Genomic DNA, 14,627 nt, shown 5'->3' on the forward strand with positions numbered 1-14,627 from the left:
GTCAAGCCCCGAGGCGGGCGGCCGCGGCCGCGACACGCTCATCGGTAGCGGTGAGCGCCACCCGGACGTGGTGCTCACCGCCGGGGCCGTAGAACGCGCCAGGAGCCACCAGGATCCCGAGGTCCGCGAGATGCGCGACGGTGTCCCAGCACGGCTGCGGTTGCCCGTCGACGACGCGGGAGGCCCACAGGTACAGGCCGGCCTCGGAATGGTCGATGCGGAAACCCGCGCCTTCCAGCGCCGCGCGCAGTATCAGGCGACGGGATCGGTAACGCTCTTTCTGCTCCGCAGCGTGCTCGTCGTCGTCGAGCGCGGCGGCGGTGGCGGCCTGCACCGGCGCGGGCATCATCATCCCGGCGTGCTTGCGCACCTCCAGCAACTGCGCGACCGCTGCCGGATCCCCGGCCAAGAAGGCGGAGCGGTAGCCCGCCAGGTTCGAACGCTTGGAGAGCGAGTGCACGGCGAGCAACCCGCCGTGTGCGCCGCCGCACACGTCCGGGTGCAGGACTGACACCGGTTCGGTCGCTTCCCAGCCCAGCGAGATGTAGCACTCGTCCGCCACCACGAGCACACCACGGGCCCGAGCCCACGCGACGATCTCGCCCAACGTGCGCGCCGAATGCACCCGGCCGTGCGGGTTGCCGGGCGAGTTGAGCCAGAGCAGCCGCAGTTCCTCCGGGGCCTCGTCGGCGCCGATCCACCGATCGAGCAGCTGCCCGTCGGTGACCGGAACCGGGGACGCGCCGCACAGCAGCGCTCCGATCTCATAGGTCGGATACGCGGGCGCGGGGTACGCGACGGCGGCACCCACCCCGAGCCCGAGCAACGCGGGCAGGCCCGCGACCAGTTCCTTCGAGCCGATCAAGGGCAGCACCGACACCGGATCCACGCTCGCGCCCAGCGCCCGGCGCATCCAGTCGGCCGCCGCGTCGCGCAGCCTCCCGGTACCGTGCGTAGTCGGGTAACCGGGCGCGTCCGCGGCGGCGGCCAGAGCGCGCCGCGCGCTCTGCGGCGTCGGGTCCACGGGTGTACCGACGGAAAGGTCCACCCGCCCGCCGGGATGTGCGTCCGCCATGGCCGCGTACGGCTTGAGGCGATCCCACGGGAACTGTGGCAGGCGGGCGGACACGTTCGTCATCGGTGCTTTTCTTCCGTCGGCGACGGGATTGCTCAGTGAGCCTCTTCCTTGCGCGGGATGGCCTGGATCACCGGGTGGTCCTTGGCGATCAGGCCGAGCTTGGAGGCGCCGCCCGGCGAGCCGAGATCCTCGAAGAACTCGACGTTCGCCTTGTAGAAGTCCTTCCACTGCTCCGGGGTGTCGTCCTCGTAGAAGATCGCCTCGACCGGGCAGACCGGCTCACAGGCACCGCAGTCGACGCACTCGTCCGGGTGGATGTACAGCGAGCGCTCACCTTCGTAGATGCAGTCGACCGGGCACTCCTCGATGCATGCCTTGTCCTTGACATCCACACAGGGCTGCGCGATGACGTAGGTCACGTCCGGGTCCTCCTGGCCTCGGGTCGGGTCGCTGTACCCGACCCCTCGTCAATCGATACGGAACTTCTCGCTGCACAGCCGGGTTCGTGCTGCTCAGCGTTTCGCTGCTGCGTCTGGCAGCCGCGCGGGCAATGAAGCGGCGATGCGCCACCTAGTATCGCGCTTAGCGAGGCTGCAACGCACAAAGGGGCGCTGAAGTGGACGTTACATCACCGGGTGGTACGCCCAGAGTGGGTGCACACGATGTGGGATCACGGGTGGTGCTGCGTTACCGCCTGGATCCGAGTGAACACGGAGCGTTCGGAGAGTCGCTCAGCGATCTGGTCGGTGAACTGCTGGAGTGGACCGGCGGCGCGGGAGGACACGCCACGGTGCGACGGCGCTCCGGCGAGCAGGTGTCGGTGCCGCTCGCGCGGGTCGTGGCCGCGAAGGTCATCCCGTCGCCGCCACGGTCACGTCCGGCGCGCAGCGGGCCGCCGGTCACTTGACGAGGGGCGCGTATCCCGCGGCGCCGAGCCTGCTGACGACCACCTCGGCGTGTTCCGGTCCGCGCGTCTCCAGGGTCACCGCGACCTCGACCTCCGCGACGCCGAGCCCGGCGGAGGTGCGGCCGTGCTCGACGTCCACCACGTTGGCGTCCACCGCGGCCAGTTCGGCCAGCAGCTGGGCCAGCGCGCCGGGCCGGTCGACCAGCCGCAGCCGCAGCGAGAGGAAGCGGCCGGCTGCGGCCAGGCCGTGCCGGATCAGCCGCAACAGAAGCAGCGGATCGACGTTGCCGCCGGACAGGACGGCCACGATCGGCGGTTCGAGACAAGGCTCCCCCGAGCGCTGCCGCGCCGCTTCGAGCAGCGCGGCCACGCCCACCGCGCCGGCCGGCTCGACGACCAGTTTGCTGCGCTCCAGCAGCAGCAGCACCGCCTGGGAGATCGACTCCTCGGAGACGGTCAGCACCTGTGTGCCCAGCGCGCGCACGATGGCGAACGGCACCCGCCCGGGGCGGCCGACCGCTATCCCGTCCGCCATCGTGGACATCGAGGCCAGGGCAAGCGGTTCACCGGCGGCCAGCGAGGCCGGATAAGCGGCGGCGGCCGCGGCCTGCACGCCGACCAGTCGCACGTCCGGGCGCAGCGCGTGCAGAACCGTGCCGATCCCGGCGAGCAGCCCTCCCCCGCCTGTGCTGACGACGACGGTCTTCACCTGGGGGCACTGCTCAAGGATCTCCAGCGCGACGGTGCCCTGCCCGGCGATCACGTCGGGATGGTCGAAGGGATGGATGAACGCCGCGCCGGTCTCGTCCGCGAAGTCGCGCGCGGCGAGCAGCGCCTCGTCGACGCTCGTGCCCGAGAAACGGACCCGCGCGCCGTAGGACTCGGTGGCCGCGACCTTGGGAAGCGGTGCGCCCTCGGGCATGAAGACGGTGGACTCGATGCCGTGCAGGCTCGCGGCGAGTGCGACGCCTTGCGCGTGGTTGCCGGCGCTGGCCGCGACCACGCCGCGGGCTCGTTCCTCCGGCGAGAGGTTGTGGATGCGCACGTATGCCCCGCGCACCTTGAACGATCCGGCGCGCTGAAGGTTCTCGCACTTGAACCAGACCTCGCCGCCGAGTTCTTCGGACAGCGGGCGGGACCATGCCAGCGGGGTCGGGCGCGCGACTCCGCCGAGCAGTTTGCGCGCGGCGAGCACGTCGTCCAGAGTGACTGCGGCGTGCGCCGTGCGGTCGGTGGCCTGCGGTTTCTTACCCGGCGTGGTGTCGCCTTCGACCGCGGGCCGCTCCTTGTGGGTAGCCATGCGGCCCAATCTACGCGGCTTGCGATCGCGCTACGACGGCCCGGCCCCGCCCCCGGAAAACAACTTGCATGGAGCAAGCAACTACGCATATGGTTGCATGGTACAAGTAAGTAACCGTTCGTGAACGCCGACAACCGACCGATTCTCTTTAGCCGCAGAGGTTCTCATGCCGGTCGACACCTTCGAGCAGCCACCGCGCACGCCCGTCGCGCACGGCCCGGCCCCGGCTCAGCGGACCGTGCCCTCGCCGACCACCGAGGACGTGTACGCGCTCACCAACGCGATGCGCGGGCTGATACTCCAGGCGAAGAACAACCACCGGGCGCTGGAGAAGTCCAGCGACCACGGGCGGGTCTCCGTGCTGTTCATCCTCTCCAAGGTCGGCCCGATGCGGGCATCGGCGCTCGCGAAGGACGCCTCGCTCGACCTGTCCACGATCAGCCGCCATCTGCGCACCCTCGAAGAAGAGGGCTACATCGCCAAGACCGCGGATCCGGACGACAAACGGGCGTTCCAGGTGGGACTCACCGAACGGGGACACGACTTCGTGCGGCAGTTCTGGCGCGACCGCGTGAACGCGGTACGGGACGCGCTGTCCGAATGGACGGCGGACGACGTACGTGCGCTGACAAGACTGCTCGACAGATTCGTACGCGACACCGAAGGATGCTCCTGATGAACGCACCCGCGACGGCGGCGGACGGCCGCCCCTTGATGTCGCACCGACAGATCATGGTGGTCTTCAGCGGCCTGATGCTGGGCATGCTGCTGGCCGCGCTCGACCAGACGATCGTGTCCACCGCGCTGTGGACCATCGTGCAGGACCTCGACCCGGTGCACGGCCTGGCCCACCAGTCCTGGGTGGTGACCGCGTACCTGCTCGCCTCGACGGTCGTCACGCCGATCTACGGCAAGCTGGCGGACCTCTACGGTCCCAAGAAGATCTTCATGTTCGCCATCACCCTGTTCCTGGCCGGTTCCGCGGCGTGCGGGATGGCGCAGAACATGGGCGAGCTGATCGCCTTCCGCGCGCTGCAGGGCCTGGGCGGCGGCGGCCTGATGGCGCTGGTGTTCACGATCATCGGCGTCGTGGTGCCGCCCCGCGACCGCGGCAAGTACCAGGGCTACTTCGGCGGCGTGTTCATGCTGGCGATGGTGCTCGGCCCGCTGATCGGCGGCTTCTTCACGGACCGCAGCCACCTGTTCGGGGTGACCGGCTGGCGCTGGATCTTCTACGTCAACCTGCCCATCGGCGTCCTGGCGCTGATCGTCGTCTCGATCGTGCTGCACGTGCGCAGCAGCCAGGTCAAGCACAAGATCGACTACACCGGGGCGGCCCTGGTGGCCTCGGGGGCGTCGGCCCTGCTGCTGGTCACCGTCTGGGGCGGCACGAGCTACGCCTGGGGCTCGGCCACCATCGTCGGCCTGATCGCCGTCGGCGCGGCTCTGCTGATCGCGTTCGTGCTCTGGGAGGCGAAGCTCGCCACCGAGCCGATCCTGCCGATGCACCTGTTCCGCAACTCGATCTTCAGCGTCTCGAACTCGATCGCGCTCGTCCTCGGCATGGCGATGATGGGCTCGCTGATCTACGTCTCGACCTACCTCCAACTGGTGGTCGGCTACAGCCCGACGATGGCGGGCCTGGCGATCCTGCCGATGATGGCCGGCATCATGCCCGCCTCGATCATCGGCGGCCGGGTCATCTCGAAGATCGGCAAGTACAAGGCGTTCCCGATCGCCGGCACCGCGATCGCCGCGTTCGGCATGTTCCTGATGTCCCGGCTGACCGAGACGACCTCGGCCGCGGAGCGCGGGGTGTTCATGTTCGTACTCGGCCTCGGCATGGGCCTGGTGATGCCGGTCCTGACGCTGGCCGTGCAGAACGCGCTTCCGTTCAAGGACATCGGCACCGGGACCTCGGCGAACCTGTTCTTCCGGAACATCGGCGGTTCCTTCGGCACCGCGATCTTCGGCGCGGTCCTGATCAACCGGTTCAGCCACTACGCGGCGACCGAGCTGCCCCGGGGCGGCGGCGTGAGCGGCGGCGGCAGTCCCAACGGCCTGAGCCGCAAGGCGCTGGACGCGCTCAACGCACAGCGCCCGGGGACCGAGGCGGCCATCCTGCACATCTTCGTGCAGGCGATGTCGGTGGTCTTCCTCGTCGCCGCGGCGACGATGCTGGTGGCGTGGGTGCTGAGCCTGTTCCTCAAGCAGGTCACGCTGCGCTCGGCGGGCGTGCCGAGGACCGCGGGAGCAGACACGAGCTCTACTACGAACACTGACACGGGCACTGAGAACGGCACGAGCGCCGACACCGGCACGAGCACTGCCGCGAGCACCGGCGCCGGCCCTGGCGCCGCCCTTGGCACGGACACGAGCAGCACCGGAGACGCCGCGGGCGACGAGGCCGTGGCCACCAGCGGTGCTGCGCCGGTCATGCATTAGCCGAACCCTCTCCCACGCGGGCGCGCCCGGCCGACACTACGCTGGCCCGGTGCGCCCGCGTCGTTTCCGCTTCCAGGCCGTGCTCTTCGCCGCCTGGCTGATCGGGGCTGCGCTGGTGGTGCCGGCTGTCGGGACGAGTCCCGGGCGGGCCGCGCAGCGGGAAGCCACCGGCGGCGACCCGGCGACGCATCACGTCGTCGTCATCGGCATCGACGGCCTGCAGTGGAGCGACGTAACGCGGACCGGCATGCCTCACCTGTTCGATCTGGTCAAGCACGCCGACATCGCCTCGCTCGTGACGCGCGGCGAGTCCGACTACACCTGCCCCGCGGACGGCTGGCTCACGCTGAACAGCGGAACACGCTCGACCGGCGGCACGGTGCTGCGATACCCGCCGGGGACGGATGCCGTGACCGCGCTCATCACGCAGCCACAGCAGTATTGCGCGCCATTGCCCGATGTGCCGCTGTACCCGGGCGCATACGATATTCCGGACTTCTCTTCCTATACAACGCCGAACAACGCCTACAGCTACGTCCCGGTTTTCGGGTCGCTCGAAGCACCGATCACCGCGTCCGGTGGCTGCGTCGCGGCATCCGGAGCAGGCGCGCTGCTCGGCGCCGCTGATGCGCAGGGGCGCGTCGGGGATTACCTGGGCGAACCCGGCGCCCTCTCGCGGGCCGATCTTTCCCAATGTGCCCTCACGCTGGTCGACCTCGGCGGCGTCACCGACGTGCCGCCGACGACAGTGCCCTTACTGCCGCGACCGCCGGTCGACCGCGCGGCCCCCTACGGCGCGCTCGACTCCGCGCTCGGCTCGCTGCTCAGCCGCATTCCCGCCGACGCCACCGTCGTGGTCGCAGGTCTCGACGACTCGACGGACCAGGCGCAACTGCACGCCGTACTCGTCAAGGGGCAGCCGTACGACGGAGAGCACTGGCTCTACGCGCCCTCGACCCGGCACGCCGGCCTGGTCCAGACGCTCGACCTGACCGCCTCGCTGCCGGCCTGGACCGGCCTGGACCCGCGGCAGATCCGGGCCGCGGACCCGAAACCGTTCGTCGGTTCCCAGATCACCGTGCGCGCCAACCGCCCCGCGGACCCGGCCGGCGCGATCGTCACGCAGGTCTGGCTGAACACCGCGAACCAGACCTTCGCGCAGACCAACGGCCGCTTCGTGACCTGGATGGCGCATGCGATCACCGTCCTGGCCTGGGCGGCCGGCCTGATCTTCGCCGCGGTGCGCTGGCTGCCCGAGCGCTACGGCCCCGGCCGGTTCGCGCGCCGCCGCCCGCTGGCGCGCCGCTGGCGCTCGGGCCTGATCGGCGCGCTCGCCGGCTGGGCTACCGTGCTCGGCGCCGTGGCCCCGGCCTCGTTCCTGGCGAATCTGGTGAACTGGTCCGCGACCTTCGCACCCGGCCCCGTGCTGTACGGCGCGACCGCCGGCATCAGCGTTCTGCTTGCGACGGCCGTGCTCGCGGCGTGCCGGCTCTCGCCGTCGCTGCGCCGGCAGCCGCTCGCCCCGGCCGGGCTGCTCGGCCTGCTGACGCTGCTCGTCATCGCCGGCGACGTGGCGACCGGTTCGCGGCTCCAGGCGCAGACCCCGTTCGGATTGTCGTATGTCATCGCCGGGCGCTTCTACGGCATCGGCAACAGCGCCGTCGGCGTGTACTGCGCCGCCGCGATGATCGGGGCCGCCTGGCTCGCCGCACTGCTGCTGCCGCGGCGCGGACCAGGCCAGATCCCGCCGCACGTATGGCCGAACACGCTGCGGGAGGCGGCCGACGGCTGGCTGCGGCGCGCCGTACCCGGACGCCTGGGCTTGACCCGGCTGCCGGAGGCAGCGCGCGGCGAGCGCAGGCGGGCGCTGGCCGTGGTCGGCGCCGTCGCTCTCGCGGCCATCGCGGCCTGCGGATATCCGGGCTGGGGCGCGAAGTTCGGCGGCACCATCGCCATGGTGCCCGGCTTCGTGCTGCTGCTGTTCCTGGTCGCGGGGCTGCGGATCACCTGGCGCAGGGCGCTGGTGGTCGCGCTCAGCGGGATCGTGGTCGTCTCCGGGTTCGCCCTGCTCAACTATCTACAGCCGGCCGCAGAGCGCTCGCACTTCGGCAGTTTCGTCGCCTCGCTGTTCGACGGCACCTGGACCGGCACGATCCACCGCAAGATCGCGACCAACCTGGCCTCGATCCACAACGACTGGTTCAGCCACTACGTGCCGTGGCTGCTGTTCTGGAGCCTGCTGGCGATCGTCGCGCCGCGGCTGATCGGCTCCAGATCGCTGGCGCTGGTCTACGCGCGCGAGCCGTTCGTGCGCTGCGCGTTGTGGCTGGCCCTGATCACCGTCGCGATCGGCTGGTTCGTGGACGACTCCGGCGTCCTGGTGCCGAAGATGGCGCTCTTCCTGGCCGCGCCTCTGGGCGTGCTGAGCGCGGCGCTGACGTTGCGGCCGGACGCGGCCGAGCGCGACGCTCGGCCCGATACGCGTGCCGCGGCCGGCGCCGCGCAGCCGGTGCCCGGACCCGGGCGGGTCGCCGGTCAGTCCCCGGGCGACCAGTAACGCTCCGGGTGCATGATCAGCGCCGCCGCGCCGACCAGCCCGGACTCCTGCCCCAGCGCCGCGGGCACGACCCGCACCGCGCGGGCGAAATCCAGGCCGACGCGCTCGCGCAGCGTCGCCTCAAGCGGGTCGAACAGCAGCGTGCCGGCCTGCGAGAGCCCGCCGCCGATCGCCACCACCTCCAGGTCGCACAGCACGGTCGCCGAGGCGATCGCCAGGCCCAGCGCCCGGCCCGCTCGCGACAGCGCCTTCAACGCGATCGGATGACCGCGTCGCGCGTCGTCGACCAGGTCCCGACCGGTACGCTGCGCCCGCGTGACACCCGGCCGCCAGCCCTGCTCCGCCGCCCAGCCGGTCAGCCGCGGACCGGACGCGACCGCTTCCAGGCAGCCGACCGCCCCGCACGCGCACAGCGGCTCGTCCGAGTGCACGATCACGTGCCCGATGTGCCCGGCGTTCCCGGTGCGGCCGTCGATGAGGCGCCCTTCGACGATCAGGCCGCCGCCGACCCCGGTCGAGACGACCATGCCAAGCATGTCCTCGGTGTTCATCCCCGCGCCGCGCCAATGCTCGGCGACCGCGAGGCAGATCGCGTCGTTGTGCACTCGCACGGGCACGCCCGGGAACGCCGCGGACAGCCGCGCCCGCAGCGGGAAGCCGCGCCATGCCTCGATGTTGAGCGGGGAGACCTCGCCCTGCGGCCACCGCATCGGACCGCCGCAGCCGACTCCCACCCCGGCGAAGTCGGCCGGGTCCGTCTTCAGTTCGCCGACCAGTGCCAGCAGCGTACGGAAGATCATCTCGCCGCCGTCGGTGACGCCCGGACGCGGTGTGGCGGCGCGCAGGTTCTCCAGCACCCTGCCCTCGCCGTCCACCACCCCGACGGCCAGCTTGGTGCCGCCGATGTCGACGGCCAGAACCCGCTGCTCACTCGTTTCCACGCTGGTGCGTCCCATCAGGTTTCGTCACGCGTCGACCGCTGATCCGGATCGTGGCCGACCAGGATCGCCGCTGATCCGGATCGCCGCCGAACTGATCCGCTCGGACCGTACCCAAACGGGGGCCGGATTAGACGATCCTCGCGTCGGGTTCCGCGAACGCGAGCACGGAGGCGGTGTATCCGTGCAGGTGATTGCGGCCGCCCACCGGACCGATCTCACCCGCGCCGAAGAACCCTGACACCGCGTTGGTGCCCAGCCCCGCGCGCACGGCCAGGATGTCGTGCCCGGCGCCGAGCGGCTGCGGGAACAGGTCGGCCGCGCGGCCGTTGCAGGACACCACCAGCGCACCGCCGATCGTGGCGTAACCCGGCCGGCCGCGGCAGGCCTCGAGTACCGCGTCCAGTTCGCGCCCGGCGCTGGCCGCGTCCCGCAGTTGGAAGCGCACGGTGCGCCCCACGCCGATCACGTCGCCGACCGCGATGCCTCCGCGCTCCGGGTCGGTTCCGAGCACGCCGCGGATCAGGAAATCCCCGCTCTCGTGCTGGTCCGCGTACTCGTCCATCGCGACACCCAGGTGCAGCCCGGTGGAGACGGCCAGGCGTTCGGCTGCGTCGAGTTCGTCGAGGATCTCGCGCAGCCTGTCCAGTGCGGGCCGCCCGGCCAGGCCGAGCAGCATGTTGCCCTCGGCGGCGGTCACGGTCATGGTCGGACCGATCGGGCGGCAGCCCTGGCTGACCGCTATCGCGGCGTCGACCGGGCCGCCGAGCATCACGCCCACCGCGCCCTCGTCGTGTGTGGAGCCGCCGCGAATGAGCCGTGCCGAACCGCGCCCGGCCACGCCCGGTACCAGCCCTCCGACGAACGGCAGACCGGGCAGCGCCTCGTTCGACCGCTCGATGAAGCCGTCGGCCGGGAAGCTGTGCGGATCGGCGAGCATCAACACCACCCGGTCGTCCGGCCACGGCTCGGGCAGCCCGCCGACCGTGATCGACTCGCCCTGCCGGTTGGCGTGCAGGTGGAAGGAGCGCACCCGTACCCCCGGCAGCCTGCCCGCCCACACGGATACGGCCGGATCCCCGCCGAGCAGCGGCCCGACCGCGCGCGCGTCGCCCATCACCCCCGGTGTGAGCGCCCCGACGACGGTGCACCGCTCGTTGCCGGTCGCCGCGACCATGGCTTGCACGGATGCGGCGACCCGGTCGGCGTCGTCCGGGTCCGTAACTCCGGCGAACACCGCCACCAGGTCCGGTGGTCCGTCGACGGTGGAAAGCGCGCCGTAGGCGGCCCGCCGCGCGGCGCGCTCCACGTCCGTGTCGACGGCCAGACCTTCACCGAAACGAGACATGCCATCCATGATTCCATCCCCGGCCCCGCCGCGTTACGCCCGGCGACAGACACCGGTCAGCCGGCCGGCCGATGGTGGCGGTGACGAGGCCGCCGGCGCCGCAGCCGCAACGGGATCACGCGTTGAAGCGTCCTTATCCGCGACCGGACGCACTCGGGTGGCTAGGGATCGGCGACGGCCGAAATGAGAAGAGGCGTATGCGCGGCGGGACGCTCGGATCGGCAGGGCGGCGGGGCGCGACCCGCGTGCTTGGCGTGCTCTTCAGCGTGACGGCGCTGTGCGTTTCGGCGGCCTGCTCGACAACGACGGCGCCTGCTGCTGCGGCGGGTTCGCACCGGATCAGCCTTCGGATCGGCCGGGCCAGCGCCACGCCGAGCGCCACGCCGAGCGCTCCGGCGCGGCGGGTCCTGAAGGACTGGCCGCGGCCCTGGTACCGGCACGACGGAACCTGTTCCGCGCCGCCGGTCATAGCGCACCGCGGCGAAGGTGGCACCATCGCGCCGCTGCCGGAGAACACCTCGGCCGCCGAACTGGCCGCGGTTGCTCAGGGTGCTTCGATGCTCAACGCGGACCTGCGCTGGACGCGGGACGACGTACCGGTCGCCATCCACGACCGCCTGCTCGACCGCACCACGACCGGAACCGGCCCGGTGCTGTCCGTGACGGCCGTGCAGTTCACCGCGCTCGGCCTGAAATCCAACGACGGCAGGCGCCGGCTGCCGGGCGATCAGCATCCGCAGACACTCGCTCAACTGCTGGCCGCGGTGAAGCACACCGGCGTGCCGATCGTGCTGCAGATGGAGGCGGATCCGTTCGCGGCGGGCGGATCGGGCCAGGCGTCGATACGCGCGCTCGCCGCAGTCATCGCGGCTTCGGGCTACGGCGGCAAGGTGGTGGTCGGCGGCTGGGCGGCGGATGACGTGGCCGCGTTCTCGGCTGCTGCGCCCGGCGTGATGACCGCGTTCATCCAGGAGACCGGCAACCCCTCGGCGGCGTCCATCACCGCGACGGGCGCGCGCATCATCTACATCGATTTCGCGCGGCTGACGGCGCCTCAGATCGCCGCCTGGCATGCCGGGGGCCTGGCGGTGTGGGCCTGGACGCCGCCGTTCTCCGCGCAGTGGCGGCGGCTGCAGGCGATGGGCGTCGACGCGATCGCGACCAACTGGATACCGGCATACTCCCGCTGGGCACGGCCGTGCCCGCCCGTGCCGTTGTCCTGAGCCGGCCCGCTGCTCTGTGCGTGGGCGATCACGATCCGTGGGCCGGGTTCAGCCCGCCTTGCGGGCGATCCCGAGCACGTGCGGCGCGGACGGACCCGCCAGGGGCGTCGGCGGGAAACGGAAGCGGTCGAGTGCGCGCAGTTCGAGCCCGGACGCGACGACCGCTTCGCCGGTCTGCCGCGCGCAGTGGCAGCCCGCGCCGAGCCGGGGCCAGATCGTCGCGTCGAGTGCCCGCTGTCCGAGCGCGGCGACGCGGTTGAGCGAGCGCACGTGCTCTAGGAAGCGGAACTCCCCGCCCGGGCGCAGCACCCGCTCCACCTCCGCGAGCACCGTCTCTTGCTGCGATACCGAGCACAGCATGAGGGAGGCGACCACCGCGTCGCACGAGGCGTCGGCCAGCGGCAGCCGTTCGGCGACCCCGCCGATCACCTCGATGCGCGTGCCCGGCGGCTGCGCCCCCTGCGCCTCCCGCGCGGCGTGCACGGCCTGCTCGGCGTGCACGGCCTTCCGGGCGCGTTCGCGCATGTTCGGCTCCGGTTCGACGGCGACGAGCCGGGTGACCGCGGCCGGGTAGTGCCGGAAGTTCAGGCCGTTGCCCGGCCCCAGCTCCACGACCTCGCCGTGCAGCCCTTCGAGCAACCGCGCGCGGTACGCGGCCATGCCGCCGCGCTCCATCGACACCGAGACGCGCGAGTAGAACGCGGCGAACCAGGGATGCTCGCGCCGCACGGCTCCCGGTGTCCGCCTCGGCTGCGGTTCCATTACTTCTTCACCCATACCTGATAGGTGATCACACCGTAGGCGGTCCGCTCGGGAATTCTCGCGGCGAGCCGGTAACGGCTGCCCGGCGCGCGCAGAGCGGCCAGCACCGCCTGGTCGATCTGCGGCGTCGTGGTGCCGTCCTCGATCGCGACGAGCTGGAAGTATCCCTGCTGTACCGCGGCCCGGTACGCGCCCGGCCCGCTGATGTACTGGCCCTGTGCGTCCTGGTAGAGGAAGTAGAAGGTGGAGACGAACTGGTTCGGCTCCGCCTCGACGTCGCTGCGCAGGTAGTAGATCGGCACCTCGTCGACCTCGACAAGATAGTGCGCGCCCGGCTTCTGGTACTGCTTGATCGTGGCCACCAGGCGGGTCGCGTCCGGCCAGCCGCGGAACATGATGTGCGACTGCGACATGCCGAAGGCGAAGGCGGTGACCGCGACACCGATGCCCAGCTGCAGCCGGCCGAAGTGGCTGCCGACCAGCCGCACGAGCCCGTACCCGGCCAGCGGCGCGGCGAACAGCAGGCCGAAACCGACGTGTTTCTGCAACGAGACGTCGGTGTGCAGCCGCAGCTGGTTCATCGGGGCGAGCAGGGCGGTGCCCAGCAGCAGCGCCGACAGCGCGGCGCGACCCCACGTACCGAGCCGCAGCCTCGCGTCGGCGTCGGGTCGGAATCGGAAGACGTAGTAGAGGGCCCCGATCAGCGCCGCGACGAAGACCGGCGCGCCCCACTTCGAGATCTCGATGAGCATCGTCTCGGTCGGGGTGCCGCCCTGCGCACGCGAGGTGGTGGTCGACTGGATGCCCTGCACGTACGACGGGCCGGCGAGCTTGAGCGCCCCGTAGGCCATGGACGCGGCCATCACGGTCAGCGACACCGGGCGCACCAGCGCCCAGCGCCAGCCGTGGTACGGCAGAGCACTGATACAGGCGAGGACGATGATGGTGGGCACGAACAGCAGCGAGGCGTACTTGGTGGCGACCGCCAGCAGCATCGGCAGCACGGCCAGCAAGTAGTACGGCCAGCTCGACGGCGCGGAACGCACCGCGATCCACGCGCCGAGCGCCAGGAGGAAGACGGCGGGGGCGTCGTAGGTGGCCAGGCCGCCGATGAAGACCGCCGACGCCGTGGTCGCGAACAGCCCCGCGCCGCACAGCGCCGAGCGCACGCCGAACAGCCGCCGCCCGGTCAGGTAGGCCAGGCAGGTCGCGCCGAGCATGAAGGCCAGGCTCAGCAGCCGCGCCCCGAGCACTCCGCCGAGCTGGTCGGCGACCGAGGCCGCGACCGGGTAGAGCACCGGCGCGCCGGAGAAGTAGGAGGCGAAGTCGTCGATCGGCCGGCCGTTGACCAGATGGGCCAGTTCGAGGTGGCCGGAGTAGAGGTACAGCGCCTCGTCCTCGAACGCGGTGTTCGTGCTGCGCAGGGACAGCAGCGCCTGGATGAAGAGGATCACCAGCAGGATCCCGCGGCGCGGAATGGGAGCGAAGCGCAGGAGCCCGGAGCGCGGCCGGCCGGCCGGCGGCGCGTCCGCGGAGCGCTCCGCCTCGCGCAGTTCGCCGACGTTGATCAGCGCGGTCTCGATCCGGTCGGTGGACCAGTCCGCCGGCCGTATCAGGATTCCGGTCTCCTCGTAGGGGACGGAGTCGCGCCAGGAGTCGTTCCCGCCGGGCCGCTTCGGTGCCGGTGCCGGTGCCGGCATTGGCGGCGCGGGCGCCGCGGCCGCACGATCCGTCTCTCGCCGCGCCGCGGGCTCATCCGGCGCCGCCGGCGTGTCCGGCGTCCTGAGCAGGTCGGGCCGCGCCTGCGCGGCCGCCATCGCGTCGATGTCCGCTTGTGTGGCCGCGGCGGCGCCTTCGACCCGACCGGGTATTCGGATCGGCCCGGCCGGGTACTGCACCTCGTAGTCGGCCTCGTCCGGCTCCGGGTCGGTCAGCCGGTCCAGCGCCTTGTGCGCCCTGAACAACTCGAACAGCAGATCGCGCGCCTCGGCGTCGGATTTCGCGCCGGCCGCCGCGGGCGTCTCCTGCTCGCCGGACGCCGGCGTCGCTGCGCCGTCATTCATCGTGCT

Annotated in this window: 12 protein-coding genes; 5 read left to right on the top strand and 7 right to left on the bottom strand. The window is 71.5% G+C overall.

The window, feature by feature from the left end; translation table 11 throughout:
* Nucleotide 1: 1 nt before the first annotated feature.
* Complete coding sequence (gene dapC, locus KGA66_RS17775; protein ID WP_211469270.1) at nt 2–1,138, bottom strand: succinyldiaminopimelate transaminase; 1,137 nt, start codon at nt 1,136–1,138, stop codon at nt 2–4.
* Between the two features lie 32 nt (nt 1,139–1,170).
* Nucleotides 1,171–1,497: a ferredoxin gene (gene fdxA / locus KGA66_RS17780; protein WP_211469271.1), complete on the bottom strand. Its 327-nt coding sequence runs from the start codon at nt 1,495–1,497 to the stop codon at nt 1,171–1,173.
* 245 nt (nt 1,498–1,742) lie between these two features.
* On the opposite strand from fdxA, the gene KGA66_RS17785 reads away from it, so the two are divergent.
* The gene (locus KGA66_RS17785) at nt 1,743–1,985 is read left to right on the top strand and encodes a putative acetyltransferase (protein WP_211469272.1); all 243 of its coding nucleotides are present in this window, start codon (nt 1,743–1,745) and stop codon (nt 1,983–1,985) included.
* Here the strand turns inward: KGA66_RS17785 and ilvA are convergent.
* Nucleotides 1,978–3,285: a threonine ammonia-lyase gene (gene ilvA / locus KGA66_RS17790; RefSeq protein WP_211469273.1), complete on the bottom strand. Its 1,308-nt coding sequence runs from the start codon at nt 3,283–3,285 to the stop codon at nt 1,978–1,980. The two genes, KGA66_RS17785 and ilvA, sit on opposite strands and share 8 nt — an antisense overlap.
* Nucleotides 3,286–3,451: 166 nt before the next feature.
* Here ilvA and KGA66_RS17795 point away from each other — a divergent pair, with 166 nt between their 5' ends.
* Genes KGA66_RS17795 through KGA66_RS17805 form a run of 3 tightly spaced genes read left to right on the top strand, consistent with a single transcriptional unit; the run spans nt 3,452 to nt 8,287 of the window.
* Nucleotides 3,452–3,961 (top strand): MarR family winged helix-turn-helix transcriptional regulator, encoded by a 510-nt coding sequence (locus tag KGA66_RS17795; RefSeq protein WP_211469274.1) that lies wholly within the window; start codon nt 3,452–3,454, stop codon nt 3,959–3,961.
* Nucleotides 3,961–5,730 (top strand): MDR family MFS transporter, encoded by a 1,770-nt coding sequence (locus tag KGA66_RS17800; protein WP_211469275.1) that lies wholly within the window; start codon nt 3,961–3,963, stop codon nt 5,728–5,730. Before KGA66_RS17795 ends, KGA66_RS17800 begins: the two co-directional genes overlap by 1 nt.
* A 49-nt stretch (nt 5,731–5,779) precedes the next feature.
* Nucleotides 5,780–8,287, top strand: a complete 2,508-nt coding sequence (locus KGA66_RS17805) for a hypothetical protein (protein ID WP_211469276.1) — start codon at nt 5,780–5,782, stop codon at nt 8,285–8,287.
* On the opposite strand, the gene KGA66_RS17810 is transcribed toward KGA66_RS17805, so the two are convergent.
* Both KGA66_RS17810 and KGA66_RS17815 read right to left on the bottom strand, forming a co-directional pair.
* Complete coding sequence (locus KGA66_RS17810; protein ID WP_211469277.1) at nt 8,266–9,243, bottom strand: ROK family protein; 978 nt, start codon at nt 9,241–9,243, stop codon at nt 8,266–8,268. The two genes, KGA66_RS17805 and KGA66_RS17810, sit on opposite strands and share 22 nt — an antisense overlap.
* 112 nt (nt 9,244–9,355) lie before the next feature.
* The gene (locus tag KGA66_RS17815) at nt 9,356–10,573 is read right to left on the bottom strand and encodes an FIST signal transduction protein (protein ID WP_211469278.1); all 1,218 of its coding nucleotides are present in this window, start codon (nt 10,571–10,573) and stop codon (nt 9,356–9,358) included.
* A gap of 197 nt (nt 10,574–10,770) precedes the next feature.
* On the opposite strand from KGA66_RS17815, the gene KGA66_RS17820 reads away from it, so the two are divergent.
* The gene (locus KGA66_RS17820) at nt 10,771–11,796 is read left to right on the top strand and encodes a glycerophosphodiester phosphodiesterase (RefSeq protein ID WP_211469279.1); all 1,026 of its coding nucleotides are present in this window, start codon (nt 10,771–10,773) and stop codon (nt 11,794–11,796) included.
* A 48-nt stretch (nt 11,797–11,844) separates the two neighbouring features.
* Here KGA66_RS17820 and KGA66_RS17825 read toward each other — a convergent pair whose 3' ends face one another.
* Nucleotides 11,845–12,573 (bottom strand): class I SAM-dependent methyltransferase, encoded by a 729-nt coding sequence (locus tag KGA66_RS17825; RefSeq protein WP_211469280.1) that lies wholly within the window; start codon nt 12,571–12,573, stop codon nt 11,845–11,847.
* On the bottom strand, nt 12,558–14,621 hold the full coding sequence (locus tag KGA66_RS17830) for an ArnT family glycosyltransferase (protein ID WP_211469281.1): 2,064 nt from the start codon (nt 14,619–14,621) through the stop codon (nt 12,558–12,560). Before KGA66_RS17830 ends, KGA66_RS17825 begins: the two co-directional genes overlap by 16 nt.
* Nucleotides 14,622–14,627 lie beyond the last annotated feature (6 nt).

Origin of the sequence: Actinocrinis puniceicyclus, assembly GCF_018283645.1 — a bacterium.
In the GTDB taxonomy this organism is placed as follows: Bacteria; Actinomycetota; Actinomycetes; order Streptomycetales; family Catenulisporaceae; genus Actinocrinis; species Actinocrinis puniceicyclus.

Coding starts and splice junctions, on each gene's coding strand:
- KGA66_RS17825 (WP_211469280.1), bottom strand. CDS start 12,573: ATGGGTGAAGAAGTAATGGAACCGCAGCCGAGGCGGACACCGGGAGCC.
- KGA66_RS17815 (WP_211469278.1), bottom strand. CDS start 10,573: ATGTCTCGTTTCGGTGAAGGTCTGGCCGTCGACACGGACGTGGAGCGC.
- KGA66_RS17795 (WP_211469274.1), top strand. CDS start 3,452: ATGCCGGTCGACACCTTCGAGCAGCCACCGCGCACGCCCGTCGCGCAC.
- ilvA (WP_211469273.1), bottom strand. CDS start 3,285: ATGGCTACCCACAAGGAGCGGCCCGCGGTCGAAGGCGACACCACGCCG.
- KGA66_RS17820 (WP_211469279.1), top strand. CDS start 10,771: ATGCGCGGCGGGACGCTCGGATCGGCAGGGCGGCGGGGCGCGACCCGC.
- KGA66_RS17800 (WP_211469275.1), top strand. CDS start 3,961: ATGAACGCACCCGCGACGGCGGCGGACGGCCGCCCCTTGATGTCGCAC.
- dapC (WP_211469270.1), bottom strand. CDS start 1,138: ATGACGAACGTGTCCGCCCGCCTGCCACAGTTCCCGTGGGATCGCCTC.
- KGA66_RS17830 (WP_211469281.1), bottom strand. CDS start 14,621: ATGAATGACGGCGCAGCGACGCCGGCGTCCGGCGAGCAGGAGACGCCC.
- KGA66_RS17810 (WP_211469277.1), bottom strand. CDS start 9,243: ATGGGACGCACCAGCGTGGAAACGAGTGAGCAGCGGGTTCTGGCCGTC.